The organism is Streptomyces paludis (assembly GCF_003344965.1).
GTDB classification, from domain to species: Bacteria; Actinomycetota; Actinomycetes; order Streptomycetales; family Streptomycetaceae; genus Streptomyces; species Streptomyces paludis.
Genome location: NZ_CP031194.1, coordinates 763,476 through 789,784 on the forward strand (window position 1 = coordinate 763,476; position 26,309 = coordinate 789,784).

A 26,309-nucleotide genomic window follows, 5' to 3' on the forward strand; every position below is an offset into this window, starting at 1 on the left:
CGGTGTCCCCCTCTGCGAAACGACTAGTCCTGGTCGCGTGCCGCGATGAGATGGTCGGCGTGTTCCTGGAGGGAACGCACGCCCACCTCGCCGTGCTTGAGGGCGTCGATGCCCTGGACGGCGGCGGCCAGCGCCTGGACCGTCGTCAGGCACGGGACGCCGCGCGCCACGGCCGCCGTGCGGATGTCGTAGCCGTCGAGCCGGCCGCCGGTGCCGTACGGCGTGTTGACGATGAGGTCGACGGCGCCCTCGTGGATCAGCTGGACGATGGTCTTCTCGCCGTCCGGGCCCTCGCCCTCGAACTGCTTGCGCACGACGGTCGCCTTGATGCCGTTGCGCTTGAGGACCTCGGCCGTGCCCGAGGTGGCGAGCAGCTCGAAGCCGTGCGCGACCAGCTCGCGCGCCGGGAAGATCATCGAGCGCTTGTCGCGGTTGGCGACGGAGATGAAGGCGCGGCCCTTGGTGGGCAGCGGGCCGTACGCGCCGGCCTGCGACTTCGCGTACGCCGTGCCGAAGGCGGAGTCGATGCCCATGACCTCGCCGGTGGAGCGCATCTCCGGGCCGAGGACGGTGTCCACCCCGCGGCCGTGGATGTCGCGGAAGCGCGACCACGGCATCACGGCCTCCTTGACGGAGATCGGCGCGTCGAGCGGCAGGGTGCCGCCGTCGCCGTGGGCGGGCAGCAGGCCCTCGGCGCGCAGCTCGGCGACGGTCGCGCCGAGGGAGATCCGGGCGGCGGCCTTGGCGAGCGGGACGGCGGTCGCCTTCGAGGTGAAGGGGACCGTACGGGAGGCGCGCGGATTGGCCTCCAGGACGTACAGGATGTCACCGGCCATCGCGAACTGGATGTTGATCAGTCCGCGCACCCCGACCCCACGCGCGATGGCCTCGGTGGAGGCGCGCAGCCGCTTGATGTCGTGTCCGCCGAGCGTGATGGGCGGCAGGGCGCACGCCGAGTCGCCGGAGTGGATCCCGGCCTCCTCGATGTGCTCCATGACGCCGCCGAGGTACAGCTCGGTGCCGTCGTAGAGGGCGTCCACGTCGATCTCGATGGCGTCGTCGAGAAACCTGTCCACCAGGACGGGCCGGCTGGGACTGATCTCGGTGGACTCCGCGATGTACGACGAGAGCCGGGTCTCGTCGTAGACGATCTCCATACCGCGTCCGCCGAGGACGTACGACGGCCGGACGAGGACCGGGTAGCCGATCTCGTCGGCGATGGCCTTGGCCTGGGCGAAGGTGGTGGCGGTGCCGTGCTTGGGCGCGGGGAGTCCGGCCTCGGCGAGCACCCGGCCGAAGGCGCCGCGGTCCTCGGCGGCGTGGATCGCCTCGGGGGGCGTGCCGACGACGGGTACGCCGTTGTCCTTGAGCGCCTGCGCGAGGCCCAGCGGGGTCTGGCCGCCGAGCTGGACGATGACGCCCGCGACCGGCCCGGCCAGTGTCTCGGCGTGCACGATCTCCAGGACGTCCTCCAGGGTGAGCGGCTCGAAGTAGAGCCGGTCGGAGGTGTCGTAGTCGGTGGAGACGGTCTCCGGGTTGCAGTTGACCATCACGGTCTCGTAGCCGCCGACGGGGCTGGGCGCGGCGCTCAGCGCGAAGGAGGCGTGGACGCAGGAGTAGTCGAACTCGATGCCCTGGCCGATCCGGTTGGGGCCCGAGCCGAGGATGATCACGGCGGGCCGCTCGCGCGGGGCGACCTCGCTCTCCTCGTCGTAGGACGAGTAGAAGTACGGGGTCTTCGCGGCGAACTCGGCGGCGCAGGTGTCGACCGTCTTGTAGACGGGGCGGATGCCCAGCGCGTGCCGGACCTCCCGTACGACGTCCTCGCGCAGCCCGCGGATCCCGGCGATCTGCGCGTCGGAGAAGCCGTGGCGCTTGGCGTCGGCGAGCAGCTCGGGGTCGAGCTTGTCGGCGGCGGCCAGCTCGTCCGCGTACTCCTTGATCAGGAACAGCTGGTCGACGAACCACGGGTCGATCTTCGTGGCCTCGAAGACCTCCTCGGGGGTGGCGCCGGCGCGCATGGCCCGCATGACGGTGTTGATCCGGCCGTCGGTGGGGACCTTGGCGGTCTCCAGCAGCGCGGCCTTCTCCTCGGGGCCGCCCGGGTCGCCGGTGAAGTCGAACTGGCTGCCGGCCTTCTCCAGGGAGCGCAGCGCCTTCTGGAGCGCCTCGGTGAAGTTGCGGCCGATGGCCATGGCCTCGCCGACCGACTTCATGGTGGTGGTGAGGCTGGCGTCGGCGGCCGGGAACTTCTCGAAGGCGAAGCGCGGCACCTTGACGACGACGTAGTCGAGGGTGGGCTCGAAGGACGCCGGGGTCTTCTCGGTGATGTCGTTGGGGATCTCGTCCAGCGTGTAGCCGATGGCGAGCCGGGCGGCGATCTTGGCGATCGGGAAGCCGGTGGCCTTGGAGGCGAGCGCGGAGGACCGGGAGACGCGCGGGTTCATCTCGATGACGATGACGCGGCCGTCGTCGGGGTTGATCGCGAACTGGATGTTGCAGCCGCCGGTGTCGACGCCGACCTCGCGGATGACGGCGATGCCGACGTCCCGCAGGATCTGGTACTCGCGGTCGGTGAGCGTCATCGCGGGCGCGACGGTGATCGAGTCGCCGGTGTGCACGCCCATCGGGTCGAAGTTCTCGATGGAGCAGACGACCACGACGTTGTCGTGCTTGTCGCGCATCAGCTCCAGCTCGTACTCCTTCCAGCCGAGGATGGACTCCTCCAGGAGCACCTCGGTGGTCGGGGAGAGCATCAGGCCCTGTCCGGCGATCCGGCGCAGGTCCTCCTCGTTGTGCGCGAAGCCGGAGCCGGCGCCGCCCATGGTGAAGGAGGGGCGGACGACGACGGGGTAGCCGCCGAGCGTCTCGACGCCGCCGATGACGTCGTCCATGGTGTGGCAGATGACCGAGCGGGCGGACTCGCCGTGGCCGATCTTCTCCTTGACGGCGGCGACGACGCCCTTGAAGAGGTCGCGGTCCTCGCCCTTGTTGATCGCCTCCACGTTGGCGCCGATCAGCTCGACGCCGTACTTGTCGAGCGTGCCGGCGTCGTGGAGGGAGATCGCGGTGTTGAGCGCGGTCTGGCCGCCGAGGGTCGGCAGCAGCGCGTCGGGGCGCTCCTTGGCGATGATCTTCTCGACGAACTCGGGGGTGATCGGCTCGACGTAGGTGGCGTCGGCGATCTCCGGGTCGGTCATGATCGTCGCCGGGTTGGAGTTGACCAGGATGACGCGCAGGCCCTCGGCCTTGAGGACGCGGCACGCCTGGGTCCCGGAGTAGTCGAATTCAGCGGCCTGGCCGATGACGATCGGTCCTGAACCGATGACCAGGACGGACTGGATATCGGTGCGCTTAGGCACGCTGGTCCTCCATGAGCTGTACGAAGCGGTCGAACAGGTACGCGGCGTCGTGCGGGCCCGCGGCTGCCTCGGGGTGGTACTGGACGCTGAAGACGGGCCGGTCGAGCAGCCTGAGCCCCTCCACGACGTTGTCGTTGAGGCAGACGTGGGAGACCTCGGCGCGGCCGTAGGGGGTGTCGGAGACGCGGTCGAGCGGGGCGTCGACGGCGAAGCCGTGGTTGTGCGCGGTGACCTCGACCTTGCCCGTGGTGCGGTCCTGGACGGGCTGGTTGATGCCGCGGTGGCCGTACTTCAGCTTGTACGTGCCGAAGCCCAGCGCGCGGCCGAGGAGCTGGTTGCCGAAGCAGATCCCGAAGAGCGGGGTGCCGCGCTCCAGGACGCCCTTGACGACGGTGAGGTCGGCGGTGGCCGGGTCGCCGGGGCCGTTGGAGAGGAAGACGCCGTCCGGGGCGGTGGCGTAGACCTCGTCGAGCGTGGCGGTGGCGGGCAGGACATGCACCTCGATACCGCGCTCGGCCATCCGGTGCGGGGTCATGCCCTTGATGCCGAGGTCGAGGGCGGCGACGGTGAAGCGCTTCTCGCCGATCGCGGGGACCACGTACGCCTCGGTGGCGGAGACCTCGGCGGAGAGGTCGGCGCCGGTCATCTGGGGGGCCTGCTGGACGCGGGCGAGCAGGGTCGCCGGGTCCGCCAGGGACTCCCCGGAGAAGATCCCGACGCGCATCGCGCCGCGCTCGCGCAGATGGCGGGTGAGGGCGCGGGTGTCGATACCGCTGATGCCGACGACGCCCTGGGCGGTCAGCTCGTCATCGAGGGTGCGCCGGGAGCGCCAGTTGGACGGCGTACGGGCGGGGTCGCGGACGACATAGCCGGAGACCCAGATGCGCCGGGACTCGGCGTCCTCGTCGTTGACGCCGGTGTTGCCGATGTGCGGGGCGGTCATGACGACCACCTGGCGGTGGTACGACGGGTCGGTGAGGGTCTCCTGGTAGCCGGTCATACCGGTGGAGAACACGGCCTCGCCGAAGGTCTCCCCCACGGCCCCGTAGGCACGGCCGCGGAAGCTGCGGCCGTCCTCCAGGACGAGTACGGCGGGAGACGCCTGGGCGCGGGCGGTTCCGCGGGCGGTTCCCCTGGTGGAGGTGGTCATCGTGCGGGGCCTTCCGTCGTGATCAAGTGGTTCATGGAGTTGATGGCCTCGACCCAGGCCGGGTGGTCGGCCGAGCGGTCGGAGCGGAAGCCGGAGTCGAGCAGCGTGCCGCCGTGTTCCCACGTGACGACGAGCAGCCCGCCCTCGGCGAGGACCTTGCCGGCGATGCCCTTGTCGAGCCGGGCCTCGCGGAGCTGGTCCGCGGGGACGAAGAAGTCGTCCGCGCCGGGGCGTACGACGTCCAGGCCGGCGTCGGTCAGCGTCAGCTCGACACGGCTGCGGGAGCCGAGCCCGTGGGCGACGATGCGGTCGAGCCACTGTCCGGCGGTGGTGGAGCCGTGGTAGCGGCCGACGAGTACGGGCAGGACCGCCGGGCCGGTGGTCTCCGGCGCGGTGGGCAGCTCCGGCAGCGCGGACTGGAGGGCACCGCGCCACTTCCAGCCCTGCCGCATCAGCCAGTACACCAGCGCGATGAAGAGCAGCAGTCCGACGACCCAGCCGAGCCGTGCGGCCCAGTCCGTCACGTCCGCCGATTTCTGCTCGACGGCCAGCGGAAGGAGGTGCTTCGCGCTGGTCACGCTGGTGATGCCCGTCATGTCCGTCATGCCTGTCACGTCAGATTCCCGTCGACGACCGTGGCGCGGCCCCGCAGGAAGGTGTGGGTGACACGTCCCGGCAGCTCACGGCCCTCGTAGGGGGTGTTGCGGCTGCGGGAGGCGAAGCCCGTGGGGTCCACGGCTCCACGGTATGCCGGATCAACCAGGGTCAGGTTGGCGGGCTCGCCTGCCGAGACGGGACGGCCGTGGCCTTCGAGCCGGCCGATGCGCGCCGGGCGGACCGACATACGGTCGGCGACACCGGCCCAGTCCAGCAGCCCGGTCTCGACCATCGTCTGCTGGACCACCGACAAGGCGGTCTCCAGGCCCACCATGCCCATGGCGGCGGCGGCCCACTCGCAGTCCTTGTCCTCGTGCGGGTGCGGGGCGTGGTCGGTGGCGACGCAGTCGATGGTGCCGTCGGCGAGGGCCGCGCGCAGGGCGAGCACATCGGCCTCGGTGCGCAGCGGCGGGTTCACCTTGTAGACGGGGTTGTACGTCCGGACGAGTTCGTCGGTGAGCAGCAGGTGGTGCGGGGTGACCTCGGCGGTGACGTTCCAGCCCTTGGACTTCGCCCAGCGCACCAGCTCGACGGAGCCGGCGGTGGAGAGATGGCAGATGTGGACGCGGGAGCCGACGTGGGCGGCGAGCAGGACATCGCGGGCGATGATCGACTCCTCGGCCACGGCGGGCCAGCCGCCGAGCCCCAGTTCGGCGGAGACGACGCCCTCGTTCATCTGCGCGCCCTCGGTGAGCCGGGGCTCCTGGGCGTGCTGGGCGATGACCCCGTCGAACGCCTTCACGTACTCCAGCGCCCTGCGCATGATCACCGCGTCGTCGACGCACTTGCCGTCGTCGGAGAAGACGCGCACATTGGCGGCGGAGTCGTGCATGGCGCCCAGCTCGGCGAGGTGCTTGCCCTCCAGACCGACGGTGACGGCGCCGACCGGCTGTACGTCGCAGTAGCCGGACTCCCGGCCGAGCCGCCAGACCTGCTCGACGACGCCGGCGGTGTCGGCCACGGGGAAGGTGTTGGCCATGGCGTGCACGGCGGTGAAGCCGCCCACCGCGGCGGCCTTCGTGCCGGTCAGCACGGTCTCGGAGTCCTCGCGGCCCGGCTCGCGCAGATGGGTGTGGAGGTCGACCAGACCGGGCAGCAGGACCAGCCCGGCCGCCTCGACGACGGTGGCGTCACCGGCGTCGAGTCCGGTGCCGACGGCCGCGACGGTCTCGCCGTCGATCAGTACGTCCTGTACCTCGCCGCCGAGGATCCGCGCGCCCCTGACAAGAGTCTTGCTCATGATTACTTGGTCTCCTCGGTGCGGGCCTCGACGGTGCGGGCCTCGGCGCGGGCTTCGGTACGGATGTCGGTACGGGGTTCGGTGCGGGACGCGGTGACGGCGGGCTCGTTGCCGCCGAGCAGCAGATAGAGCACGGCCATCCGGATCGAGACGCCGTTGGCGACCTGCTCGACGGCGGTGCAGCGGTCGGAGTCGGCGACCTCGGCGGTGATCTCCATGCCGCGGTTCATCGGCCCGGGGTGCATGACGACGGAGTGTCCGGGCATCCGGCCCATCCGGTCGCCGTTCAGCCCGTAGCGGCGCGCGTACTCGCGCTCGGTCGGGAAGAACGCCGCGTTCATCCGCTCGCGCTGGACGCGCAGCATCATCACGGCGTCGGACGTGGGCAGCACCCGGTCCAGGTCGTACGAGACCTCGCAGGGCCAGTGCTCGACGCCGATCGGTACGAGGGTGGGCGGGGCGACCAGCGTGACATGGGCGCCCAGGGTGTGCAGCAGCAGCACGTTCGAGCGGGCGACCCGGCTGTGCAGCACATCGCCGACGACGGTGACCCGGCGCCCTTCGAGGTCGTGCCCGATGCCCGCGTCGGCGCCGACCAGCCGGCGGCGCAGCGTGAAGGCGTCCAGCAGCGCCTGGGTGGGGTGCTCGTGGGTGCCGTCGCCCGCGTTGACGACCGCGCCGTCGATCCACCCGGAGGTGGCGAGCCGGTAGGGGGCGCCCGAGGCGGGGTGCCGGATGACGACGGCGTCGGCGCCCATCGCCTCCAGGGTGAGGGCGGTGTCCTTGAGGGACTCGCCCTTGGAGACGGACGAGCCCTTGGCCGAGAAGTTGATCACATCGGCGGAGAGCCGCTTGGCGGCGGCCTCGAAGGAGATCCGGGTGCGGGTCGAGTCCTCGAAGAAGAGGTTGACGACGGTCCGGCCGCGCAGGGTCGGCAGCTTTTTGATGGGCCGGTCGGCGACCCGGGCCATCTCCTCGGCGGTGTCGAGGATCGAAACGGCCTCGTCGCGGCTGAGGTCGCCGGCGGAGATGAGATGGCCGGGCGTGCGGGGGCTTGCCCCGGGGAGACGCAGCATCGGGAGAGTGCTCCGGTTGTCTGGGGTGTACGGGCGTACGGGTGCGCCGAGGGCGCCTGCGTACCGGGGGCGCGCGGGGACGTCCGTACTCCGTACGGACCTACGGACGTCGACGCGCGCCGGTGACGGTCGGGCGCCCGCTACTGCTCGCCGGACGCGGCGGGGTGCTGGAGGCCGAGCAGCACGGTGTCCCGGCCGTCCTCCTCGGCGAGCTGCACCTTGACCGTCTCCCGCAGGGACGTGGGGAGGTTCTTGCCGACGTAGTCGGCGCGGATCGGCAGCTCGCGGTGGCCCCGGTCGACCAGGACGGCGAGCTGTACGGCCCGGGGGCGTCCGATGTCGCCGAGCGCGTCGAGGGCGGCGCGGATCGTACGGCCGGAGAAGAGCACGTCGTCGACCAGGACAACGAGCCGTCCGTCGACGCCGTCGCCCGGGATGTCGGTGCGGGCCAGCGCGCGGGCGGGCCGCAGCCGCAGGTCGTCGCGGTACATGGTGATGTCGAGGGAGCCGACCGGGATCGAGCGGCCGGTGATCTCGGCCAGTTTTTCGGCCAGTCGCCGGGCGAGGAAGACGCCTCGGGTCGGGATGCCGAGCAGGACGACATCGTCGGCGCCCTTGGCGCGTTCGACGATCTCGTGGGCGATCCGGGTCAGCACCCGCGCGATGTCGGGGGCTTCCAGGACGGCGCGCGCGCCGCTCTCGCCGGTGATGTGGGTGTCCATCGGAAACGGACCTCCTTCTCCGCCTCACGGGACGGCTCTTAAAGGACGTCGGAATTACGCCACCCAGGCTAGCAGCACGTCCGCGCGCCATCCGGCCCCACCCCCGCCCAAAACGCGGTACGGAGGGCGGCGCGGACCCGGTGCGGACCTTGTCACGCCTCCTTCGGCTTGACGCATCCAAGTAACGCTGCGTAACCTCACAGTGAGTTACCAACCACGCGGCGGAGCCGCACAATGTTCCAGCGTCCGGGGAGCTACATGTCCAGCGAATACGCAAAGCAGCTCGGGGCCAAACTCCGCGCCATCCGCACCCAGCAGGGCCTCTCGCTCCATGGCGTGGAGGAGAAGTCCCAGGGCCGCTGGAAGGCAGTGGTGGTCGGTTCGTACGAGCGCGGCGACCGTGCGGTCACGGTGCAGCGCCTCGCCGAGCTGGCGGATTTCTACGGGGTCCCGGTGCAGGAGCTGCTTCCCGGCACCACCCCCGGGGGAGCCGCCGAGCCGCCGCCGAAGCTCGTTCTTGATCTGGAGCGGCTGGCCCACGTCCCGCAGGAGAAGGCGGGACCCCTCCAGCGCTACGCGGCCACGATCCAGAGCCAGCGCGGGGATTACAACGGCAAGGTCCTGTCGATCCGCCAGGACGACCTGCGCACGCTTGCCGTGATCTACGACCAGTCGCCGTCGGTCCTGACCGAGCAGCTCATCAGCTGGGGTGTCCTAGACGCGGACGCGCGGCGCGCGGTCGCCCACGACGAGGGCTGACCGGGCAGAAACGTCACCTCCGGAGGGTGGATCCGTCTCGTACGGATCCACCCTCCGGTGCGTGGAGATCCGGCGCGTGGAGAAGAGACGCGAACGGGCGGCGGGCCCCCGCCGTGGCGGGGGCCCGTCAGGCTCTCAGGCGCGGCGGAGATTCTGCTTGAGGCCCTTGAAGCGGCCGAGCAGGCCGTTGACGAACGCCGGGGAGTCGTCGTTGCAGAACTCCTTGGCGAGCTGGACGGCCTCGTCGATCGCCACCGCGTCCGGGGTCTCGTCCTCCCAGATCAGCTCGTACGCGCCGAGCCGCACGATGTTCCGGTCCGCGACCGGCATCCGGTCCAGCTCCCAGTCCACCGCGTAGGTCGAGATCAGTTCGTCGATACGGGCGACATGCTCCGCGTATCCCTCGACCAACTGCATGGTGTACTCGTTGACCGGCGGCTGGCGGTCGTCGCTCCGGGAGTGCCGTACCCAGTCCGCGAGGACCGTCAGCACGGTTTCCCCGCGCTGGTCCGCCTCGAAGAGGATCTGGAAGGCGCGCTTTCGGGCCTTGCTCCGGGCAGCCACGGTTAGCTGTTCACCCGGCCGAGGTAATCGCCCGTACGAGTGTCGACCTTGATCTTCTCACCGGTGGTGATGAAGAGCGGAACACCGATCTCGTAGCCGGTCTCCAGCGTGGCGGGCTTGGTGCCGCCGGTCGAGCGGTCGCCCTGGACGCCCGGGTCGGTGTGCTGGATCGTCAGCTCGACGGCGGCGGGCAGCTCGACGTAGAGCACCTCGCCCTCGTGCGTGGCGACGCTGGCCTTGAAGCCCTCGATCAGGTAGTTCGCCGAGTCGCCGACCGCCTTGCGGTCGACCATCAGCTGGTCGTACGTCTCCATGTCCATGAAGACGAAGTAGTCGCCGTCCATGTAGGAGAACTGCATGTCGCGGCGGTCGACGGTGGCCGTCTCGACCTTCACGCCGGCGTTGAAGGTCTTGTCGACGACCTTGCCGGAGAGCACGTTCTTCAGCTTGGTGCGCACGAAGGCCGGGCCCTTGCCGGGCTTGACGTGCTGAAACTCGACGACGGACCAGAGCTGGCCCCCGTCGAGCTTGAGCACCAGGCCGTTCTTGAGGTCGTTCGTGGAAGCCACGGTTGCGGAATCTCCTGGACTGGTGGACGACCGAGGGCCCGCGCGGACGCTGCCTTGGTGCCGGGAGGGGCACTAGAGCGCGAGCAGTTCCTTGGTCGTGATGGTGAGTAGCTCGGGTCCGCCGTCCGCCTCGGGGCGGACGACGAGCGTGTCATCGATCCGGACACCGCCCCGGCCCGGGAGGTGGACCCCCGGTCCGACGGTGACCGGCACACAAGCCTCTAGTTTACCCATGGCGGTGGGGGCGAGCTGCGGGTCCTCGTCGATTTCCAGTCCGACCCCGTGCCCCGTCCGGGGCGCGAGCCCGTCCCCGTACCCGGCCGACACCAGCGGCTGCCGGGTCGCGCGGTCCACCGCGCGGCAGGGTACGCCGGGCAACAGCCCCTCCCGACCTGCGCGTTGTGCCGCGAAGACCAGTTCGTACAGATCGATCTGCCAGTCGGCGGGCGAGGTCCCGATGACGAACGTACGGCCGATGAGGCAGCGGTATCCCCGGTATTCGGCGCCGAGGCCGACAAAGAGGAAATCGCCCTCCTCGACCCGTCGGTCCGAGGGCCGGTGGGCCACCCGCCCGGCGTGCGGGCCGGTGGCGACGGTGGTCGGGAAGGCCGGGCCGTCGGCGCCGTGGTCGATGAGCCGCCGCTCCAGCTCCAGCGCGAGATGCCGTTCGGTGCGGCCCACGAGGATCGACTCCAGCAGTTCGCCGAGCGCCTGGTCGGCGATCTCGGCCGCGATCCGCAGACAGCCGATCTCCTCGTCGTCCTTGACGATCCGCTGCTGCTCGACGGCGCCGGCCAGATCCATCAGCCGCAGTCCGGGCGCGACGGAGCCGATCGCCCGGTGCCGGGCGACGGTCAGGTGGTGCTCCTCGACGGCGAGCGAGACGGCGGCCGACGGGACGAGCAGCCCGGCGGCGGCCACCGCCGGATCACCGGTGTCGGTCGGCAGGACGGAGACCCGCACTCCCTCGCCGGCCCGCCCCTCGACGCCGTCCGCGGCGGTACGGGGGCAGAGCAGCGTGTCCGCGTCCGCGTCCGGCCCGAGCAGCAGCACGGCCCCCGGCGGCGCCACGGCCGCGAGATAGCGGACGTTGGCGGGGCGCGAGACCAGGGCCGCCGCGCTGCCCCCCGCGGCGTACCGGTCGCGCAGCCGCGCGCGGCGGGCCGCATACACGTCAGACATGACCCGATCGTATGAGCGCGGCCGTCACCCGGCCGGTTCAGCGCGTCCGGACGGGGGGCACGGGCCCCCGGCGCCGGTAAGCCCCACCCCGTACGCCCGGCTCCGTACGGCCCGGCTCCCGTACGGCCCGGCCGGTCACCAGCTCGGCGGGCTGGCCAGCGCGCGGGCGAGGACATCGTCCAGGGCCCGGGCCGTGGTCTCCACGTCGTAGGTGGAGTTGTCGATGATCGGCAGCCCCGATCCGTACCAGCCCGCCATCCGGCCGTGGATACCGGCCACCTCCTCGTCGGCGAGCCGGCGGTTGCCGCTGCGCTCGGCGTTGCGCTCCAGCACGATCTCCAGGCCGGGGAGCAGGACGACGGGCAGCAGTCCGGGCCCCACATGGCGCTTCCAGCCGCCGAGCCCGACGACCGGGCGGTCGGGGAAGACCGCGTCGTCGAGGATGCAGGAGATGCCGTTGGCGAGGAAGTTGCGCGCGGCGAAGCCGCAGGTGCGGCGGGCCAGCCGGTACTGCGCCTCGGAGTGCTCGTTCCACCCGCTCTGCGGGTCCGCGAAGCCGGCGCAGACCCACTCGCGGACGTCGTCGAGGCTGATGTGGGCCGTGGGTACACGCCGGCTCCGCGCCCAGTGGCGCGCCACGGTGGTCTTGCCCGCGCCGGCCGGGCCGATCAGCAGGACGGCGAGGGTCGCCGCGCCGGTGCCGCTCCCGGCCTGCGGCGGCCCTGCGGGTACGGGGACGGGCCCGCCGGGCGGCAGCGCGACATGGCCGGTGACGTCCTGCGGCGGCCCCGGAGGCGGCGGCGCGACGGGCGGCCGGGGCGGGGACCCCGGCGGCGGCGCGTGCGCGGGAGGCGGCGCGTGCACCGGCGGAGGCGCCTGCCGCGACCCGGGTGTCTGGTACGCGGGACCGGGGGCATGCCCGGGGACCTGGCCGTTGGCCTGCCCCGGCGCCGGGTGGGGATGGGCCCCGGTGGTCCACCCCGGTGTGTACGGCCCCCACCCGCCGGGTCCGGGACTGTGGGGAGGCGGCAGCGGATCCCCCGCTGAATGCTGCATCCGGTGCCACTCCGTCTCGTACGACTGACGCTGGTCGGCGGCCGGGCGGACCTCTCGTCCGAGGGGGCCGGGCCGCGCGCTACCGAACGGTACCGCCCCCCGCCGTCACAGTGGCAACGGACCGGCGCCGCCCAAGGTGCCCGCCGCTCCCGGAGCCGGTCAGGCGGAGACCTCCCCGTACGCCGCGAGCAGCACCGCCGGGTCGGGTCCCTCCAGCACGGTGGGCTTGCCCAGACCGTCCAGCACGATGAAGCGCAGCAGGTCGCCCCGGGACTTCTTGTCGACCTTCATGGTCTCCAGCAGCTTGGGCCACTGGTCGCCCCGGTAGGTCAGCGGCAGCCCGACGGACTCCAGTACGGAGCGGTGCCGGTCGGCGGTCGCGTCGTCCAGCCGGCCCGCCAGCCGGCCCAGTTCGGCGGCGAAGACCATGCCGACCGAAACGGCCGCGCCGTGCCGCCACTTGTAGCGCTCGTTCTTCTCAATGGCGTGCGCCAGGGTGTGCCCGTAGTTGAGGAACTCGCGCGCCCCCGACTCCTTCAGGTCGCTGGAGACGACCTCGGCCTTGACCCGGATCGACCGCTCGATCAGCTCGGCGGTGTGCGGTCCGGTGGGGGTACGGGCGGCCTCGGGGTCCGACTCGACGAGTTCGAGGATGGCCGGGTCGGCGATGAAACCGGCCTTGATGATCTCGGCCAGACCGCTCACGTAGTCGTGGACGCCGAGCGAGTCCAGCGCGGCGAGGTCGCAGAGCACCCCGGCCGGCGGATGGAAGGCGCCGACCAGGTTCTTGCCCTCGGCGGTGTTGATGCCGGTCTTGCCGCCGACCGCCGCGTCGACCATGGCGAGCACGGTCGTCGGTACGGCGATCCAGCGCACCCCGCGCAGCCAGGACGCCGCGACGAACCCGGCGAGATCGGTGGTGGAGCCGCCGCCGACCCCGACGATGACATCGGTACGGGTGAAGCCGGTCTGGCCGAGCGCCTTCCAGCAGTACGCGGCGACCTCGACGGTCTTCGCCTCCTCGGCGTTCGGCACCTGGATGGCGACGGCCTCGTACCCCTGGTCCGCGAGATCCTGCCGCAGCGCCTCGCCGGTCCCGGCGAGCGCCTCCGGGTGGAGGACCGCGACCCGTTTGGCGCGGGGGCCGATCAGGGCGGGCAGCTCCGCCAGCAGCTGCCGACCGACGAGCACCTCGTACGGTTCGTGCCCGGCGCTGCCGCCGACCTGGATCCGGGTGACTGTCTGGTCCGTCATGCCTGCTTCTCCTTGCCGGAACTGCCTGAATCGCCGGAACCGCCGGAACTGCCGGAAATACCGGACTCGGCCGCGTCCTGTGCCGACGACTGCTTCAGTCCCAGCGCTTCGAGGACCGCCTCGGTGACTTCCTCGGCGGTGAGGTCGTCGGTCGGGACGACGACCCGGGCGACATCGGTGTAGTGGTGGCGGCGCGCCTCCATCAACAGCTTCCACTGCTGGCGGGGGTTGACGGCCAGCAGCGGGCGCGCGGTGTTCAGCCCGGACCGCTTGATGGCCTCGCCGACCTCCATCGTCAGATAGACGACGGGCAGACCGGCCAGGAGTTCACGGGTGGTCGCGTCGAGGACCGCGCCGCCGCCGAGCGCCAGCACTCCGTCGTGCCCGGCGAGGGCGGTCCGTACCGCCTCCCGCTCCAGCTCCCGGAAGCGGTCCTCGCCCTCGTCCACGAAGATGTCGGCGATCGTCCGGCCCTGGGCGGCGACGATATCGGCGTCGCTGTCGCGGAAGCGCGTGCCGAGCCGCTCGGCGAGCAGCTCGCCGACGGTGGTCTTGCCGACGCCCATCGGCCCGACCAGCACCACAACGGGCGCGCTCATCGGATCTGGAGATTGTCGAGGTACGAGCGGACGTTGCGGCGCGTCTCGGGGACGCTGTCGCCGCCGAACTTCTCCGCCACCGCGTCCGCGAGGACCAGCGCCACCATCGCCTCGGCGACGATGCCCGCGGCCGGCACGGCACACACGTCGGAGCGCTGGTGGTGCGCCTTGGTGGCCTCACCGGTGACCACGTCGACGGTGGCCAGCGCGCGCGGCACGGTCGCGATGGGCTTCATCGCGGCCCGTACGCGCAGCAGTTCACCGGTGGTCAGCCCGCCCTCGGTGCCGCCGGAGCGGCCCGTCGAGCGGCGGATGCCCTCGGGCGTCGCGACGATCTCGTCGTGCGCCTGCGAGCCCGGCACCCGCGCGAGGCCGAAGCCGTCGCCGACCTCGACGCCCTTGATCGCCTGAATGCCCATCAGCGCGGCGGCCAGCCGCGCGTCCAGCCTGCGGTCCCAGTGGACATGCGAGCCGAGCCCGACCGGCACGCCGTACGCCAGCACCTCCACGACCCCGCCGAGCGTGTCACCGTCCTTGTGGGCCTGGTCGATCTCGGCGACCATCGCCTCGCTCGCGTCCGCGTCCAGGCAGCGCACCGGGTCCGCGTCCAGCCGCGCCACATCGCCCGGCTCGGGGTAGACGCCGTACGGGGCCTTGGCCGCCGCCAGCTCGACCACGTGCGAGACGATCTGGATCCCGGCGGTCTCCTTCAGGTACGAGCGCGCCACGGCGCCGAGCGCGACCCGCGCCGCGGTCTCCCGCGCACTGGCCCGCTCCAGCACCGGCCGGGCCTCGTCGAAGCCGTACTTCTGCATACCGGCGAGGTCCGCGTGGCCGGGCCGGGGGCGGGTCAGCGGCGCGTTGCGGGCCGAGTCGGCCAGTACCGCGGGGTCGACCGGATCGGCCGACATGACCTGCTCCCACTTGGGCCACTCGGTGTTCCCGACCATGATCGCGACAGGTGACCCCATGGTCAGCCCGTGCCGCACCCCGCCGAGGAAGGTCACCTGGTCCTGCTCGAACTTCATCCGCGCACCGCGCCCATAACCGAGGCGCCGCCTGGCCAGGTGGTCGGCCACCATCTCCGTGGTGATCGGCACGCCGGCGGGAAGACCCTCCAGCGTCGCCACGAGTGCGGGGCCGTGCGACTCCCCCGCGGTCAGCCAGCGCAACCTGCTCAACGGTGCTCCTCGATATTCGCGCCCGGATGGATCAACGGCGCGACCGGGTGCGGCCCAGGCCCGCCGTGGCCGATTCTCCCACGTCGGCCCGGGCGTCGGGGAATCAGTCCGCAGGGTGGAGCGCGGCCGTTCCGGCCGCCCGCATCTCGCGCAGCGGCGCGGGCGACAGCCCCGTCATCCGTTCCACCTGGAGGACCGCCTGGTGGACGAGGAGGTCGAGCCCGGAGACGATCGCCCCGCCGCCGCGCGACCACGCGGCGGCCAGCGGGGTCGGCCAGGGCTCGTACAGCACGTCGAAGAGCGTCCCGGGCCGGCCGGGGACGCTCGCGGCGAGGGCGTCGGTGGTGCCCGCCGGGGTGGTCGCGATCACCAGCGGGGCGTCGAAGGCCGCGGGGGCCGCCGCCCAGTCCGCGGTACGGAGGTCCACCCCGAGCCGCTCGCCCCAGCCGCGCATCTCGGCGGCGCGGGCATCGCTGCGGACGTACGCGGTGACCGGGCCCGTACAGATGCGGGAGAGCGCCGCGAGCGCGGACGACGCGGTCGCGCCCGCGCCGAGGATCGCGGCGGAGTCGGCCTTCTCGACGCCGCGCTCGCGCAGCGCCGCGATCATGCCGGGGATATCGGTGTTGTCGCCGGTGCGCCGGCCGTCCGCGCCGATGACGACCGTGTTGACCGTCTCGACCGAGGCCGCCGTGTCCGTGATCGAGTCGAGCAGCGGGATGACGGCGCGCTTGAGCGGCATCGTCAGCGAGAGACCGGCCCAGGAGGCGTCGAGTCCGCCGAGAAAGCCGGGCAGCCCGGCCTCGTCCACCTCGAAACGGTCGTACGACCAGTGGGCGAGGCCGAGTTCGCGGTACGCGGCGCGGTGCAGCGCGGGCGAGAGGGAGTGGGCGATGGGCGACCCGAGCACGGCCGCCCGGCGCGCCTCAGTTCCCCTTGTTCCTGCCATCGAACTTGTCCTTGAGCAGAAGGAATTCGTCGTAGTTCTTGGCGAATTCGGTCTTGTCCTGGCCGTCGGTCGCCACGAAGTAGATCCAGCCGTCCTCGGTGGGATTGAGCACCGCGGCCAGCGCGTCTTCGCCCGGGTTTCCGATGGGGCCCGGGGTGAGTCCCTTGTGCGTGTACGAGTTGTACGGGTCCTGGTTCTTGGTGATCTCGGCCACGCTGATGTCGATCTCGCTCTGGCCCTTGAGGTAGTTGAACGTGGAGTCGAACTGGAGGAACTGGTTCGTCTCCGTGTTGTCGGGCTTGAGACGGTTGTAGATGACTTCCGCCATCTTACGGAAGTCGTCGTGCGTCTTGCCCTCCGCCTGGACGAGGCTGGCGGCCGTGAGCAGTTCCCAGGGACCTGCGAGATCGTGCTTCTTGGCGTTCCCCACCAGGTCGAGCTTGGTGTATTCGGAATTCGCCCGGGCGACCATCTTCTTGAGGACGGCCTCCGGCTTGGTGCCCTTGGCGACCGGATAGCTGGCGGGGAAGAGGAAACCTTCCAGCGGATCCTTTATCGGAGAGCCGTTCTTGGCCCACTTCGGCAGGCCGAGGTTGGCAGTCTCCTTCTTCGCGACCTTCTCCGTGGATCCCTCGGCCAGCCCGAGCTGTTTGTCGATCATCGCGTAGATCTGGACATTCCGCCTGCCCTCGGGAATGATCAGCGCATTGCGGCTGCTCGGGCTGAGCATGGTCTTCACCGCGTTCGCCGCCGACATTTCCTTGCTGAGCGTATAGACACCCGCCTGGAGCGTATTGCCCTTGGGGTTGTTCTTCGTCGCGGAGACAAACGCGCGCTGGCTCTTGACGACGCCGTTCTTGACCAGGATGGCGCCGATCTCGTACCCGCCGGCTCCCTGCGGAATCTCCACCTGCACCGAGCCGGAGCCGACGCCGGAGTAGTCCGGGGGCGGGCCGAATTTGCTCTCCCAGAACTGGTAGCCGACATAGCCGACGCCGCCCGCGCCGCCGAGGAACACCACGGCGACCACCAGACAGGCGACGCCGTTGCGGCCCTTCTTCTGTTTGTTCCGGCGTCCGCCGCGGCCCTCGTCCTCGGTGTCCGCGTCCTTGCCGTCGCCCCCGCCGTCGCCGTCGTCACCGGTGAGGAAGGGGTGGGACTCCTTCTCCGGCCCGTCGGACTCCTTGCCGGCCGCGGCCTGCTCCGCCTCGGGCTCGGGCTCCGGTTCGGCGCGGCGCCGGCCGGGGGGCTGGGGCGGCGGGTAGGCGTCGGGGGTGGCGTAGGGGTCGGGGCTCTCGCCGTAGGTCTCCTGCTGGGCCGTGTACGGGCCGGAGGGGGTGCCCGCGTACGGCATCTCGGCCTGCTGTCCCGCGTCCCAACCGCCGTTGTACTGCGGGTCGTTGTACTGCGGGTCGGCGTACTGGCCCTGCTGGGGCTGCTGCTGGGGCTGCGACTGCTGCTGCTGAGCCTGCTGCTGCTGTTGCTGCGCCTGCTGGTCGAACTGCTGCTGATGCTGGTGCTGGGGCTGCTGCTGAGGCTGCTGCTGCGCGCCGTCGTACTGGCCGTTGCCGTTGCCGTACTGCTGGGCGCCGCCGTACTGCTGAGGGTCGGCGTACTGCTGGGTCGCGTACTGCTGCTGGGCGTACTGCTGCTGGTACGGGTCCTGCCCGCCGCCGTACGAGGGCTGCTGCTGCGGCTGCTGGGCGTACTGCTGCTGATGCTGCTGCTGGTCGAACTGCTGCTGCTGGTGCTGCTGGTGCTGCTGGTGCTGCGGCCCGCCGTAGGGAGCGCCGGCGTCGGTGGCCTGCTGTGCCGCCCACCCCTGGTCCCCGAACAAAGGGTCTTCAGGGTGCCACGGTTCGGAACCGGAGCCCCGGCCATAGTCAGTCATCGTTCCCCTTGAGCCGCGAGGCGAACGGCAGCCGAGCCGGTGGCACCGCGTCCGTTTCGCCTCTCTCTGTGCGGCAGCTGTTCGAACATGCCGCATCGCGCGGAACGTTACCGTATCGCGATCAGATGACCACTTCGACGCCCTCGCCCGGGGCTTTACCCGAGACCCGTTCGGCCTCCAGCGCGCTCTGAAGGATGACAACTGCCGCCACTTGGTCGATAACGGACCGGCCCTTCTTGGATTTAACGCCCGAAGCGCGCAATCCCTGACTCGCCGTCACTGTGCTCATCCGCTCATCGACCAGTCGTACCAACACCGGCGCGATACCCCGCGCGACCTCCTGGGCGAACAGACGTACCTTCGCCGCGGCGGGTCCCTCGCCCCCGTTGAGGGAGCGCGGCAGGCCGATCAGCACCTCGATCGGTTCGTACTCCGTCACGAGCTGCCGGAGCCGCCGGTGGGCGGCCGGGACATCGCGTCCCGGCACGGTCTCCACCGGCGTGGCGAGGATCCCGTCGGGGTCGCACGAGGCGACCCCGATCCGGGCGTCCCCGACATCGATCGCGAGCCGTCGTCCCCGTCTCACGCGAGGTCGGTGACGAGGCGTTCCACGGCGGCCACGGCGTCCCCGATGGCCTCCGGGTGCTGACCGCCGCCCTGGGCGACGTCCGGCTTGCCGCCGCCCCCGCCGCCGAGGGTCTTGGCGGCGGTACGGACCAGCTCACCGGCCTTGAGACCGCGTGCGCGGGCGGCCTCGTTGGTGGCGATGACCGTCAGCGGGCGGCCGTTGGCCGTGGTGAACAGCGCGACGACCACCGGCCGGTCACCACTGATCCGGCTGCGGACATCGAGGACCAGCTTGCGCAGATCGTCGGCCGAGGTGCCGTCCGGGACCTGCCCGGTGACCAGGGCCGTGCCCCGTACGTCCTGGGCGGACTCGGCGAGTCCGGCGGCGGCGGCGAGGACCTTCTCCGCGCGGAACTTCTCGATCTCCTTCTCGGCGTCCTTCAGCTTGCCGAGCATGCCGGCGATCTTCTCGGGCAGCTCCTCGGAGCGGCCCTTGACCAGCTCCTGGAGCTGGGCGACGACGGTGTGCTCCTTGGCGAGGAAGTGGTACGCGTCGACGCCGACCAGGGCCTCGATACGCCGGACCCCGGAGCCGATCGACGACTCCCCGAGCAGCTTCACCAGGCCCAGCTGGGCGGTGTTGCGGACATGCGTGCCGCCGCACAGCTCCTTGGAGAAGTCCCCGATGGTCACGACGCGGACCCGCTCGCCGTACTTCTCGCCGAACTCGGCGATCGCGCCCTGCTTCTTGGCCTCGTCGATGGACATGACCTCGGCCTGGACGTCCAGCTCCCTGGCGAGCACCTCGTTGATCTTCTGCTCGACGTCCAGCAGGACCGTGCCGGGGACGGCGGCGGGCGAGCCGAAGTCGAAGCGGAAGCGGCCCGGCGAGTTCTCGGAGCCGGCCTGGGCGGCCGTCGGGCCGAGCGCGTCACGCAGCGCCTGGTGGGTGAGGTGGGTGGCGCTGTGGGCGCGGGCGATGGCCCGACGGCGCGTCAGATCGATGGCGGCGTGCGCGGAGGCGCCCACCGTCACCTCACCGACCTGCACGGTCCCCTTGTGCACGGAGACGCCGGGGACCGGCTGCTGTACGTCGCGGACGGTGATGACGGCGCCGTTGTCGAGCCGGATCCGGCCCTGGTCCGCGAGCTGCCCGCCGCCCTCGGCGTAGAACGGGGTGCGGTCGAGCACGACCTCGATCTCGTCGCCCTCGGTGGCGGCGGGCGAGGAGACCCCGTCGACGAGAAGGCCGACGACGGTCGACTCGCCCTCGGTGGAGGTGTAGCCGGTGAACTCGGTGGAGCCGCCGGCGTCCGCGACGGCGCGGTAGGCGGAGAGGTCGGCGTGGCCGGACTTCTTGGCGCGGGCGTCGGCCTTGGCGCGGTCCCGCTGCTCCTTCATCAGACGGCGGAAGCCGTCCTCGTCCACGGACAGGCCCTGTTCGGCGGCCATCTCCAGGGTGAGGTCGATGGGGAAGCCCCAGGTGTCGTGGAGCAGGAACGCCTTGTCGCCGTCGAGGACCCGGCCGCCGGCGGCCTTGGTCTCGGTGACGGCGGTGTCGAGGATGTTGGTGCCGCCCTTGAGGGCCTTGAGGAAGGCGGCCTCCTCCGCGAGGGCGACGGTCTCGATGCGCCCGCGGTCGGTCTCCAGCTCCGGGTACTGCTCGCCCATGGTCCTGATGACCACGTCGATCAGCTCCGCGACGACCGGCTCGGTGGCGCCCAGCAGGCGCATGTTGCGGATGGCGCGGCGCATGATGCGGCGCAGTACGTAGCCGCGGCCCTCGTTGCCGGGGGTGACGCCGTCACCGATGAGCATGGCGGACGTACGGATGTGGTCCGCGACGACGCGCAGCGAGACGTCGGAGCCGTGCTCGGCGCCGTAGCGCACCCCGGTCAGCTCGGTGGCCTTGTCCATGACGACGCGCAGGGTGTCGGTCTCGTACATGTTCTGTACGCCCTGGAGGATCATGGCGAGGCGTTCGAGGCCGAGACCGGTGTCGATGTTCTTCGACGGCAGGTCCCCGAGGATCGGGAAGTTCTCCTTGTCCTCGCCGGCACCGCGCTCGTACTGCATGAAGACCAGGTTCCAGATCTCCACGTAGCGCTCGTCGTTGACGGCGGGGCCGCCCTCGACGCCGAACTCGGGGCCCCGGTCGTAGTTGATCTCGGAGCAGGGGCCGCAGGGTCCGGGGACGCCCATGGACCAGAAGTTGTCCTTCTTGCCGAGGCGCTGGATGCGCTCGGCGGGCACGCCGATCTTGTCGCGCCAGATCCGCTCGGCCTCGTCGTCGTCGAGGTAGACGGTGATCCAGAGCTTCTCGGGCTCCAGGCCGTAGCCGCCGTCCGCGACGGGGGTGGTGAGCAGCTCCCAGGCGTAGGTGATGGCACCTTCCTTGAAGTAGTCACCGAAGGAGAAGTTGCCGCACATCTGGAAGAACGTGCCGTGGCGGGTGGTCTTGCCGACCTCTTCGATGTCCGGCGTACGGACGCACTTCTGGACGCTGGTGGCGCGCGGGGCGGGCGGCTTGACCTCGCCGAGGAAGTACGGCTTGAAGGGGACCATGCCCGCCGGGACCAGCAGCAGAGTCGGGTCGTCCGCGATGAGCGACGCCGAAGGGACGACGGTGTGACCGCGCTCCTCGAAGAAGCTCAGCCAGCGGCGACGAATTTCGGCCGACTCCATCAGTGGTCCTCATTCCGGTTGTGCGGCGGGTAGGGGTGTGTGGTGCGGGACGGTGCGGTGCGGGGGTGCTCGATCGCGACGAGGCGCCGGGGCGCGGGCAGTGCCGGGTCGTCGGCCGCCGCTTCCAGGCCGAGCGCCTCGCCGAGTTCGGCTTCGCGCCGGACCATGCCGGAGCGGACGTCGACGGCGAACTCGCGGACCCGGTGTCCCGCGTCGATCGCCTTGTTGGCCGCCTGCGCGGCGAGGCTCTCCGGGGTCAGCTGCTTGAGCTTCTGGTGGGCCTTGGTGGTGGCCCAGACACCGGCCGCGGCGCCCGCGGTGAACCAGAACGTACGGCGGAACATCGCTGTGTCAGCCCTTCTTCTTCCTGCGCCGGGCGGTCGGCAGCGTACGTCCGACGACCACCGGTCCCGGACCGGCGGCCGGCGCGCCCCGGCGGCTCATGGCCTGCCGGACGCCGTAGCCGAACGCCGCGACCTTCACCAGCGGTCCGCCGAAGGTGGTGGCGACGGTGGAGGAGAGAGCGGAGGCGTTGGAGGTGACCTCCTGGACGTCCGTGGCGATGGCGTCGACCCGGTCGAGCTGGGTCTGTGCCGAGCGTACGGTCGCCGAGGCGTCCGCCAGCAGGGGCACCGCCTGTTCGGTGATGTCCGCCACGAGTCTGGTGGTCGCCCTGAGCGTCTGGGCCAGCCGTACCAGCACCACGGCCAGGAAGGAGACCAGGATGGCCCAGAACACGGCCACCAGGATCCCGGCAACCTCTCCACCGGTCACGCCGCACCGCTCCCTGATCGTCGTAGGTCAGCTGGAAAGCGACTGGAAAGTCGTCCCCCGAGCCTATCGCGCCGGTGGTCGCGCCCCGTACCGGATTACAGCGGTGAACGGGTACGGGTGAACGGGTGTGCGGCGGAACGGCGAAGCCCGCCGATCCCCCCGCCCGCGCGGGGCGGAGGGATCGGCGGGCGCGCTCGCCGGTGGATCAGCGGGCGTAGTACTCGACGACGAGCTGCTCGTCGCAGATGACCGGGATTTCCTTGCGGTTCGGGTCACGGTCGAGGCGGAACGCGAGGGCCTTCAGGTTGACCTGGAGGTAGCGCGGGGTCTCGCCGTCCGTGTCGTAGCCACCCTCGCGGGCGACCTGGAACGGGACCTTGTCGCGGCTGCGCTCGCGGACCATCACGACGTCGTCGGGGCGGACGCGGAACGACGGCTTGTCGACCTTGCCACCGTTGACCTCGATGTGGCCGTGGACGACCATCTGACGGGCCTGGTAGATGGTGCGGGCGATGCCCGAACGCAGGACCAGGGCGTCGAGGCGGCGCTCCAGCTCGACGACGAGCGCCTCGCCGGTCTTGCCGCCGGCCTTCTTGGCGCGGTCGTAGGCGCGCGCCATCTGGCGCTCGCTGATGTCGTACTGGGCGCGCAGGCGCTGCTTCTCCAGCAGACGGACCTTGTAGTCACTGTTCTGCTTGCGTCCGCGGCCGTGCTCGCCCGGCGGGTAGGGGCGGGCCTCGAAGTACTTGACAGCCTTCGGCGTCAGCGCGATACCGAGCGCGCGTGACTTCTTGACCTTGGGACGCGACTGGTTAGGCACGTTCTCCAGACCTCCGTTGTAGGTTAGGTTAGGCTCACCTTACTTAAGGAGATCGCATGTCTCGCCCTGGGAACACCACGCGCATCACAGACAGCAGCCTCGACGCCCCCACAGACACGACTGGGAAGGGCGACGATTCGACGGAGGTCCGATCAGCTCATGGTCAGCCGCGTCCCAGCGGGCTTGAAATCGATCGGATGCCGTCAGCAGCCGAGCGCACACGAACTCTCGTACAGAGTACATGCTCGGCCGTACTGATCATTCCGGGCCTGGACGGGGCCCTGCCCCACCAGCTGATGCCGGATCTGCGGTCCGTCGGGCCCGACGGCGAGGTGTTCCTCGTCTTCGCCGCCGACTCCCCCGCGGTGCGCGCCGCCACGCACGCGCAGGACGACGAACTCAACGCGGTGCTGGAGATCACCGATGTCGCGCCCGTCTCCGTACCCCACCGGATCCGCGGCCGGGCCTGGCTCTCCGGCTGGCTCACCCGCGAACCCGAACAGGCCGCGATGGAACCGGGCCGTACGCTGCTGCGGCTGGAGGTCGGCGAAGCCTGCGTGGACGATCTCTGGGGCGCCGACCAGGTCGAGCCCGAGGACTTCGCGTCGGCCGCGGCCGACCCGCTGGTCGAGCACGAGGCGGAGCTGCTCCAGCATCTGCACACGGCCCACAGCGCCGAGGTCCAGTCGCTGCGCGGACTGCTCGGCGAGCGCGGCGAGTCGACCACGGCCGGAACCGCGGCCGTGCCGGTCGCGATCGACCGCTTCGGGCTACGGGTGCGCTTCACCGGGGTGCAGTGCTTCGACGCCCGCTTCGACTTCCCCGAGCCTGTGCGCGATGTGAACGAGCTGCGCTACGCCATGCACACGCTCTTCGACGCGGCGGCCGGCTGAACTCCCGGCCGGGGGCTCTCACCCCGCGTCCCCGCGCAGCCGCTCGCGCACCTTGTCGGCCACATCCGCGTAGCGCGCCTCCGCGCCGTACCGGGTGGGTTCGTAGTAACGGCGGTCCCGCACCGCGTCCGGGGCGTACTGCTGGGCGGCGATCCCGCCGGGCACATCGTGCGGATAGACATACCCCTGGGCGTGCCCCAGCTTGGCCGCGCCCTTGTAGTGGCCGTCGCGCAGATGCGGCGGGATCTGTCCGGCCAGCCCTTTCCGTACGTCCTCCAGCGCCGCCCCGATCGCGGTCGTCGCCGCGTTCGACTTGGGCGCGAGGGCCAGCGCGATGGTCGCGTGGCTGAGGGTCAGCGCGGCCTCCGGGAAGCCGATCATGGCCACGGCCTGGGCCGCGGCGACCGCGAGCGGCAGGGCGGCGGGGTCGGCGAGGCCGATGTCCTCGCTCGCCGAGATCATCAGCCGCCGGGCGATGAACCGGGGGTCCTCGCCCGCGTCGATCATCCGGGCCAGATAGTGCAGCGCGGCGTCCACGTCGGAGCCCCGGATCGACTTGATGAGCGCGCTCGCCACGTCGTAGTGCTGGTCGCCGTCGCGGTCGTAGCGCACGGCCGCCCGGTCGACGGTCTCCTCGACGGTGGCCAGGGAGATGTCCGGCTCCCGTTTGTCGATCGCGGCGCCGGCCGCCGCCTCCAGCGCGGTCAGCGCGCGGCGCGCGTCACCGCCGGCGATCCGCAGCAGATGCGCCTCGGCGTCGTCGGGCAGCGTGACGGCGCCGCCGAGCCCGCGCTCCTCCGTGAGCGCCCGGCGCAGCAGGGCGCTCAGGTCGTCGTCGGTGAGCGGCTCCAGCGTCAGCAGCAGAGAGCGGGAGAGCAGCGGGGAGATGATCGAGAAGTACGGATTCTCGGTGGTGGCGGCGATGAGCGTCACCCAGCGGTTCTCGACCGCGGGCAGCAGGGAGTCCTGCTGGGCCTTGCTGAAGCGGTGGATCTCGTCGAGGAAGAGGACGGTCTCCTTGCCGAACCCGCCGGAGGCCCGGCGCGCCCCGTCGATGACGGCGCGGACCTCCTTGACGCCCGCGGTGATCGCGGACAGCTCGACAAAGCGTTTGTTGGTGGCCTTGGAGACGACATAGGCGAGGGTCGTCTTTCCGGTGCCCGGCGGTCCCCAGAGGATCACCGACGAGGGCCCGGCGGGGCCGCCGCTGCCCTCCCCGACCAGCCGGCGCAGCGGGGACCCCGGCTTCAGCAGATGCCCCTGCCCGACGACCTCGTCCAGGACGCGCGGGCGCATCCGGACGGCCAGGGGGCTGCTGGACGGGTCCTTCTCCTGGCGGTCTTCCGCCGCTGCGGTAAAGAGGTCGGGCTCCACGCGTGAAGCCTATGCCAGACCACTGACAGCGATCGCCCGGCCGGAAAACGCCCGCACTGCCCGGACCGACCGGACTTTCCGGCTCGCGCTCACCCGGTCCAGAAGTCCCACCAGCGGGTCAGGATGAGCATCCCGATGATGCCGATGTGCAGCGCCGGGAGGAGCCAGGTGAACTCGCCGAGGAAGCCGCGCAGCCAGGACGGCGCGGGCAGCACCCCGTTGCGGATGTTGTGGGACGTCACGTACCAGAACATGACGATGGTGCCGACCCAGGCCAGGCAGCACCAGAGGCAGAGCGAGTTGATGCTGTACAGCGACTGGTACTGGAGCCAGGTGCAGAAGCCGACCCCGAAGAGCGTCCCGGCGTTCAGCCCGAGCCAGAACCAGCCCCGGTAGCGCGCCCCGGCCAGCAGCCCCATGCCGATGGCGATGACCACGGAGTAGGTGACGAGCCCCAGCATCGGGTTCGGGAAGCCGAAGACGGACGCCTGCTCGCTCTTCATGATGTTGCCGCAGGAGACGACCGGGTTCAGGCTGCACCCCGGGGTGAAGCCCGGGTCCTCCAGCAGCTTGAACTTGTCGATGGTGATGACCCATGCCGCCAGCAGCCCGGCCGCGCCCGTGATGATCAGCAGGAGCGCGAAGGCCCTGCCGCCGCCCACGGTCCCCGGGTCGCCCTCCTCCCTCCGGGAGGAGGAGACATCGTCCACCGCTGCACTCTTCATATCGCCGTTCCATCACTGTGGGCCTGTGGGGCAGGCTCATTGTGCCGTACGGGACCCCCGCTCCACCGTTCGCGGCGGATAAGACCGACCGTCACATGGGGGGTGGGTGAAGGAGCGGGGGCTGGTGCGTGCAGCTGCAAGGCGGAGGAGGGAGTGATGGCGGAGCCATCGTGACCGACGACAACGCCGCAGATGTGCGTGCCGGCCCCCGTGACGCCGCCCCCCATGTGACGGTCGGTCTAATGGAGAGCGGGCCCGGA

Annotated in this window: 24 protein-coding genes; 2 read left to right on the forward strand and 22 right to left on the reverse strand. The window is 71.1% G+C overall.

Translation table 11 applies throughout. The features are described 5' to 3' along the window. Positions 1 to 23: 23 nt before the first annotated feature. From carB to pyrR, 6 genes are all read right to left on the reverse strand, one after another. A complete protein-coding gene (carB, locus tag DVK44_RS03250; RefSeq protein ID WP_114658236.1) occupies positions 24 to 3,362 on the reverse strand; it encodes a carbamoyl-phosphate synthase large subunit in 3,339 nt (1,112 codons plus the stop codon). After that, the gene (gene carA / locus DVK44_RS03255) at positions 3,355 to 4,512 is read right to left on the reverse strand and encodes a glutamine-hydrolyzing carbamoyl-phosphate synthase small subunit (RefSeq protein WP_114658237.1); all 1,158 of its coding nucleotides are present in this window, start codon (positions 4,510 to 4,512) and stop codon (positions 3,355 to 3,357) included. Before carA ends, carB begins: the two co-directional genes overlap by 8 nt. Beyond that, positions 4,509 to 5,117 carry a PH-like domain-containing protein gene (locus tag DVK44_RS03260; protein ID WP_408055281.1) on the reverse strand — a complete coding sequence of 203 codons (609 nt, stop codon included), beginning with the start codon at positions 5,115 to 5,117 and terminating at the stop codon, positions 4,509 to 4,511. Before DVK44_RS03260 ends, carA begins: the two co-directional genes overlap by 4 nt. 5 nt (positions 5,118 to 5,122) lie before the next feature. Beyond that, positions 5,123 to 6,409, reverse strand: coding sequence for a dihydroorotase (locus DVK44_RS03265; RefSeq protein WP_114658238.1), 1,287 nt, complete (start codon positions 6,407 to 6,409; stop codon positions 5,123 to 5,125). 2 nt (positions 6,410 to 6,411) lie between these two features. Then, the gene (locus DVK44_RS03270; protein WP_114658239.1) at positions 6,412 to 7,485 is read right to left on the reverse strand and encodes an aspartate carbamoyltransferase catalytic subunit; all 1,074 of its coding nucleotides are present in this window, start codon (positions 7,483 to 7,485) and stop codon (positions 6,412 to 6,414) included. Between the two features lie 140 nt (positions 7,486 to 7,625). Next, entirely contained in the window at positions 7,626 to 8,207 is a 582-nt protein-coding gene (gene pyrR / locus DVK44_RS03275; protein WP_114658240.1) for a bifunctional pyr operon transcriptional regulator/uracil phosphoribosyltransferase PyrR, read from the reverse strand. 258 nt (positions 8,208 to 8,465) lie between these two features. On the opposite strand from pyrR, the gene bldD reads away from it, so the two are divergent. Then, positions 8,466 to 8,966, forward strand: a complete 501-nt coding sequence (gene bldD, locus DVK44_RS03280) for a transcriptional regulator BldD (protein WP_023542978.1) — start codon at positions 8,466 to 8,468, stop codon at positions 8,964 to 8,966. Between the two features lie 135 nt (positions 8,967 to 9,101). On the opposite strand, the gene nusB is transcribed toward bldD, so the two are convergent. The 14 genes from nusB to rpsD form a co-directional block, all read right to left on the reverse strand. Further along, positions 9,102 to 9,530: a transcription antitermination factor NusB gene (nusB, locus tag DVK44_RS03285; protein ID WP_114658241.1), complete on the reverse strand. Its 429-nt coding sequence runs from the start codon at positions 9,528 to 9,530 to the stop codon at positions 9,102 to 9,104. Positions 9,531 to 9,532: 2 nt separating this feature from the next. After that, positions 9,533 to 10,099, reverse strand: a complete 567-nt coding sequence (gene efp / locus DVK44_RS03290) for an elongation factor P (protein ID WP_114658242.1) — start codon at positions 10,097 to 10,099, stop codon at positions 9,533 to 9,535. Positions 10,100 to 10,171: 72 nt separating this feature from the next. Beyond that, positions 10,172 to 11,281, reverse strand: coding sequence for a M24 family metallopeptidase (locus tag DVK44_RS03295; protein ID WP_114658243.1), 1,110 nt, complete (start codon positions 11,279 to 11,281; stop codon positions 10,172 to 10,174). A gap of 135 nt (positions 11,282 to 11,416) precedes the next feature. Further along, complete coding sequence (locus DVK44_RS03300; protein ID WP_114658244.1) at positions 11,417 to 12,337, reverse strand: AAA family ATPase; 921 nt, start codon at positions 12,335 to 12,337, stop codon at positions 11,417 to 11,419. A 159-nt stretch (positions 12,338 to 12,496) separates the two neighbouring features. Next, the gene (gene aroB, locus DVK44_RS03305) at positions 12,497 to 13,591 is read right to left on the reverse strand and encodes a 3-dehydroquinate synthase (RefSeq protein ID WP_114658245.1); all 1,095 of its coding nucleotides are present in this window, start codon (positions 13,589 to 13,591) and stop codon (positions 12,497 to 12,499) included. Further along, complete coding sequence (locus DVK44_RS03310; RefSeq protein WP_114658246.1) at positions 13,588 to 14,190, reverse strand: shikimate kinase; 603 nt, start codon at positions 14,188 to 14,190, stop codon at positions 13,588 to 13,590. Before DVK44_RS03310 ends, aroB begins: the two co-directional genes overlap by 4 nt. Next, positions 14,187 to 15,371 (reverse strand): chorismate synthase, encoded by a 1,185-nt coding sequence (aroC, locus tag DVK44_RS03315; protein WP_114658247.1) that lies wholly within the window; start codon positions 15,369 to 15,371, stop codon positions 14,187 to 14,189. The genes DVK44_RS03310 and aroC overlap by 4 nt, the downstream gene beginning before the upstream one ends. A gap of 103 nt (positions 15,372 to 15,474) precedes the next feature. After that, positions 15,475 to 16,320 carry a shikimate dehydrogenase gene (locus tag DVK44_RS03320; protein ID WP_114658248.1) on the reverse strand — a complete coding sequence of 282 codons (846 nt, stop codon included), beginning with the start codon at positions 16,318 to 16,320 and terminating at the stop codon, positions 15,475 to 15,477. Beyond that, positions 16,298 to 18,211 carry an endolytic transglycosylase MltG gene (gene mltG, locus DVK44_RS03325; protein ID WP_114658249.1) on the reverse strand — a complete coding sequence of 638 codons (1,914 nt, stop codon included), beginning with the start codon at positions 18,209 to 18,211 and terminating at the stop codon, positions 16,298 to 16,300. The genes DVK44_RS03320 and mltG overlap by 23 nt, the downstream gene beginning before the upstream one ends. 121 nt (positions 18,212 to 18,332) lie before the next feature. Next, positions 18,333 to 18,797, reverse strand: coding sequence for a Holliday junction resolvase RuvX (ruvX, locus tag DVK44_RS03330; protein WP_114658250.1), 465 nt, complete (start codon positions 18,795 to 18,797; stop codon positions 18,333 to 18,335). After that, complete coding sequence (gene alaS / locus DVK44_RS03335) at positions 18,794 to 21,463, reverse strand: alanine--tRNA ligase (RefSeq protein WP_114658251.1); 2,670 nt, start codon at positions 21,461 to 21,463, stop codon at positions 18,794 to 18,796. Before alaS ends, ruvX begins: the two co-directional genes overlap by 4 nt. Continuing rightward, on the reverse strand, positions 21,463 to 21,807 hold the full coding sequence (locus tag DVK44_RS03340) for a DUF6167 family protein (protein ID WP_114658252.1): 345 nt from the start codon (positions 21,805 to 21,807) through the stop codon (positions 21,463 to 21,465). The genes alaS and DVK44_RS03340 overlap by 1 nt, the downstream gene beginning before the upstream one ends. A 7-nt stretch (positions 21,808 to 21,814) precedes the next feature. Beyond that, complete coding sequence (locus tag DVK44_RS03345; protein ID WP_114658253.1) at positions 21,815 to 22,237, reverse strand: DUF948 domain-containing protein; 423 nt, start codon at positions 22,235 to 22,237, stop codon at positions 21,815 to 21,817. A gap of 205 nt (positions 22,238 to 22,442) precedes the next feature. Further along, positions 22,443 to 23,057 carry a 30S ribosomal protein S4 gene (rpsD, locus tag DVK44_RS03350; RefSeq protein WP_114622954.1) on the reverse strand — a complete coding sequence of 205 codons (615 nt, stop codon included), beginning with the start codon at positions 23,055 to 23,057 and terminating at the stop codon, positions 22,443 to 22,445. A 197-nt stretch (positions 23,058 to 23,254) separates the two neighbouring features. On the opposite strand from rpsD, the gene DVK44_RS03355 reads away from it, so the two are divergent. Continuing rightward, on the forward strand, positions 23,255 to 23,950 hold the full coding sequence (locus DVK44_RS03355) for a DUF2470 domain-containing protein (protein ID WP_114658254.1): 696 nt from the start codon (positions 23,255 to 23,257) through the stop codon (positions 23,948 to 23,950). Positions 23,951 to 23,968: 18 nt separating this feature from the next. On the opposite strand, the gene DVK44_RS03360 is transcribed toward DVK44_RS03355, so the two are convergent. Continuing rightward, the gene (locus tag DVK44_RS03360) at positions 23,969 to 25,324 is read right to left on the reverse strand and encodes a replication-associated recombination protein A (RefSeq protein WP_114658255.1); all 1,356 of its coding nucleotides are present in this window, start codon (positions 25,322 to 25,324) and stop codon (positions 23,969 to 23,971) included. An 89-nt stretch (positions 25,325 to 25,413) separates the two neighbouring features. Next, positions 25,414 to 26,049: a vitamin K epoxide reductase family protein gene (locus tag DVK44_RS03365; RefSeq protein ID WP_114658256.1), complete on the reverse strand. Its 636-nt coding sequence runs from the start codon at positions 26,047 to 26,049 to the stop codon at positions 25,414 to 25,416. Positions 26,050 to 26,309: the final 260 nt, after the last annotated feature.

Coding starts and splice junctions, on each gene's coding strand:
- DVK44_RS03365 (WP_114658256.1), bottom strand. CDS start 26,049: ATGAAGAGTGCAGCGGTGGACGATGTCTCCTCCTCCCGGAGGGAGGAG.
- DVK44_RS03355 (WP_114658254.1), top strand. CDS start 23,255: ATGCCGTCAGCAGCCGAGCGCACACGAACTCTCGTACAGAGTACATGC.
- alaS (WP_114658251.1), bottom strand. CDS start 21,463: ATGGAGTCGGCCGAAATTCGTCGCCGCTGGCTGAGCTTCTTCGAGGAG.
- DVK44_RS03300 (WP_114658244.1), bottom strand. CDS start 12,337: ATGCAGCATTCAGCGGGGGATCCGCTGCCGCCTCCCCACAGTCCCGGA.
- DVK44_RS03295 (WP_114658243.1), bottom strand. CDS start 11,281: ATGTCTGACGTGTATGCGGCCCGCCGCGCGCGGCTGCGCGACCGGTAC.
- DVK44_RS03310 (WP_114658246.1), bottom strand. CDS start 14,190: ATGAGCGCGCCCGTTGTGGTGCTGGTCGGGCCGATGGGCGTCGGCAAG.
- DVK44_RS03340 (WP_114658252.1), bottom strand. CDS start 21,807: ATGTTCCGCCGTACGTTCTGGTTCACCGCGGGCGCCGCGGCCGGTGTC.
- aroB (WP_114658245.1), bottom strand. CDS start 13,591: ATGACGGACCAGACAGTCACCCGGATCCAGGTCGGCGGCAGCGCCGGG.
- mltG (WP_114658249.1), bottom strand. CDS start 18,211: ATGACTGACTATGGCCGGGGCTCCGGTTCCGAACCGTGGCACCCTGAA.
- carA (WP_114658237.1), bottom strand. CDS start 4,512: ATGACCACCTCCACCAGGGGAACCGCCCGCGGAACCGCCCGCGCCCAG.
- DVK44_RS03260 (WP_408055281.1), bottom strand. CDS start 5,117: ATGACGGACATGACGGGCATCACCAGCGTGACCAGCGCGAAGCACCTC.
- DVK44_RS03320 (WP_114658248.1), bottom strand. CDS start 16,320: ATGGCAGGAACAAGGGGAACTGAGGCGCGCCGGGCGGCCGTGCTCGGG.
- DVK44_RS03265 (WP_114658238.1), bottom strand. CDS start 6,409: ATGAGCAAGACTCTTGTCAGGGGCGCGCGGATCCTCGGCGGCGAGGTA.
- DVK44_RS03270 (WP_114658239.1), bottom strand. CDS start 7,485: ATGCTGCGTCTCCCCGGGGCAAGCCCCCGCACGCCCGGCCATCTCATC.
- pyrR (WP_114658240.1), bottom strand. CDS start 8,207: ATGGACACCCACATCACCGGCGAGAGCGGCGCGCGCGCCGTCCTGGAA.
- bldD (WP_023542978.1), top strand. CDS start 8,466: ATGTCCAGCGAATACGCAAAGCAGCTCGGGGCCAAACTCCGCGCCATC.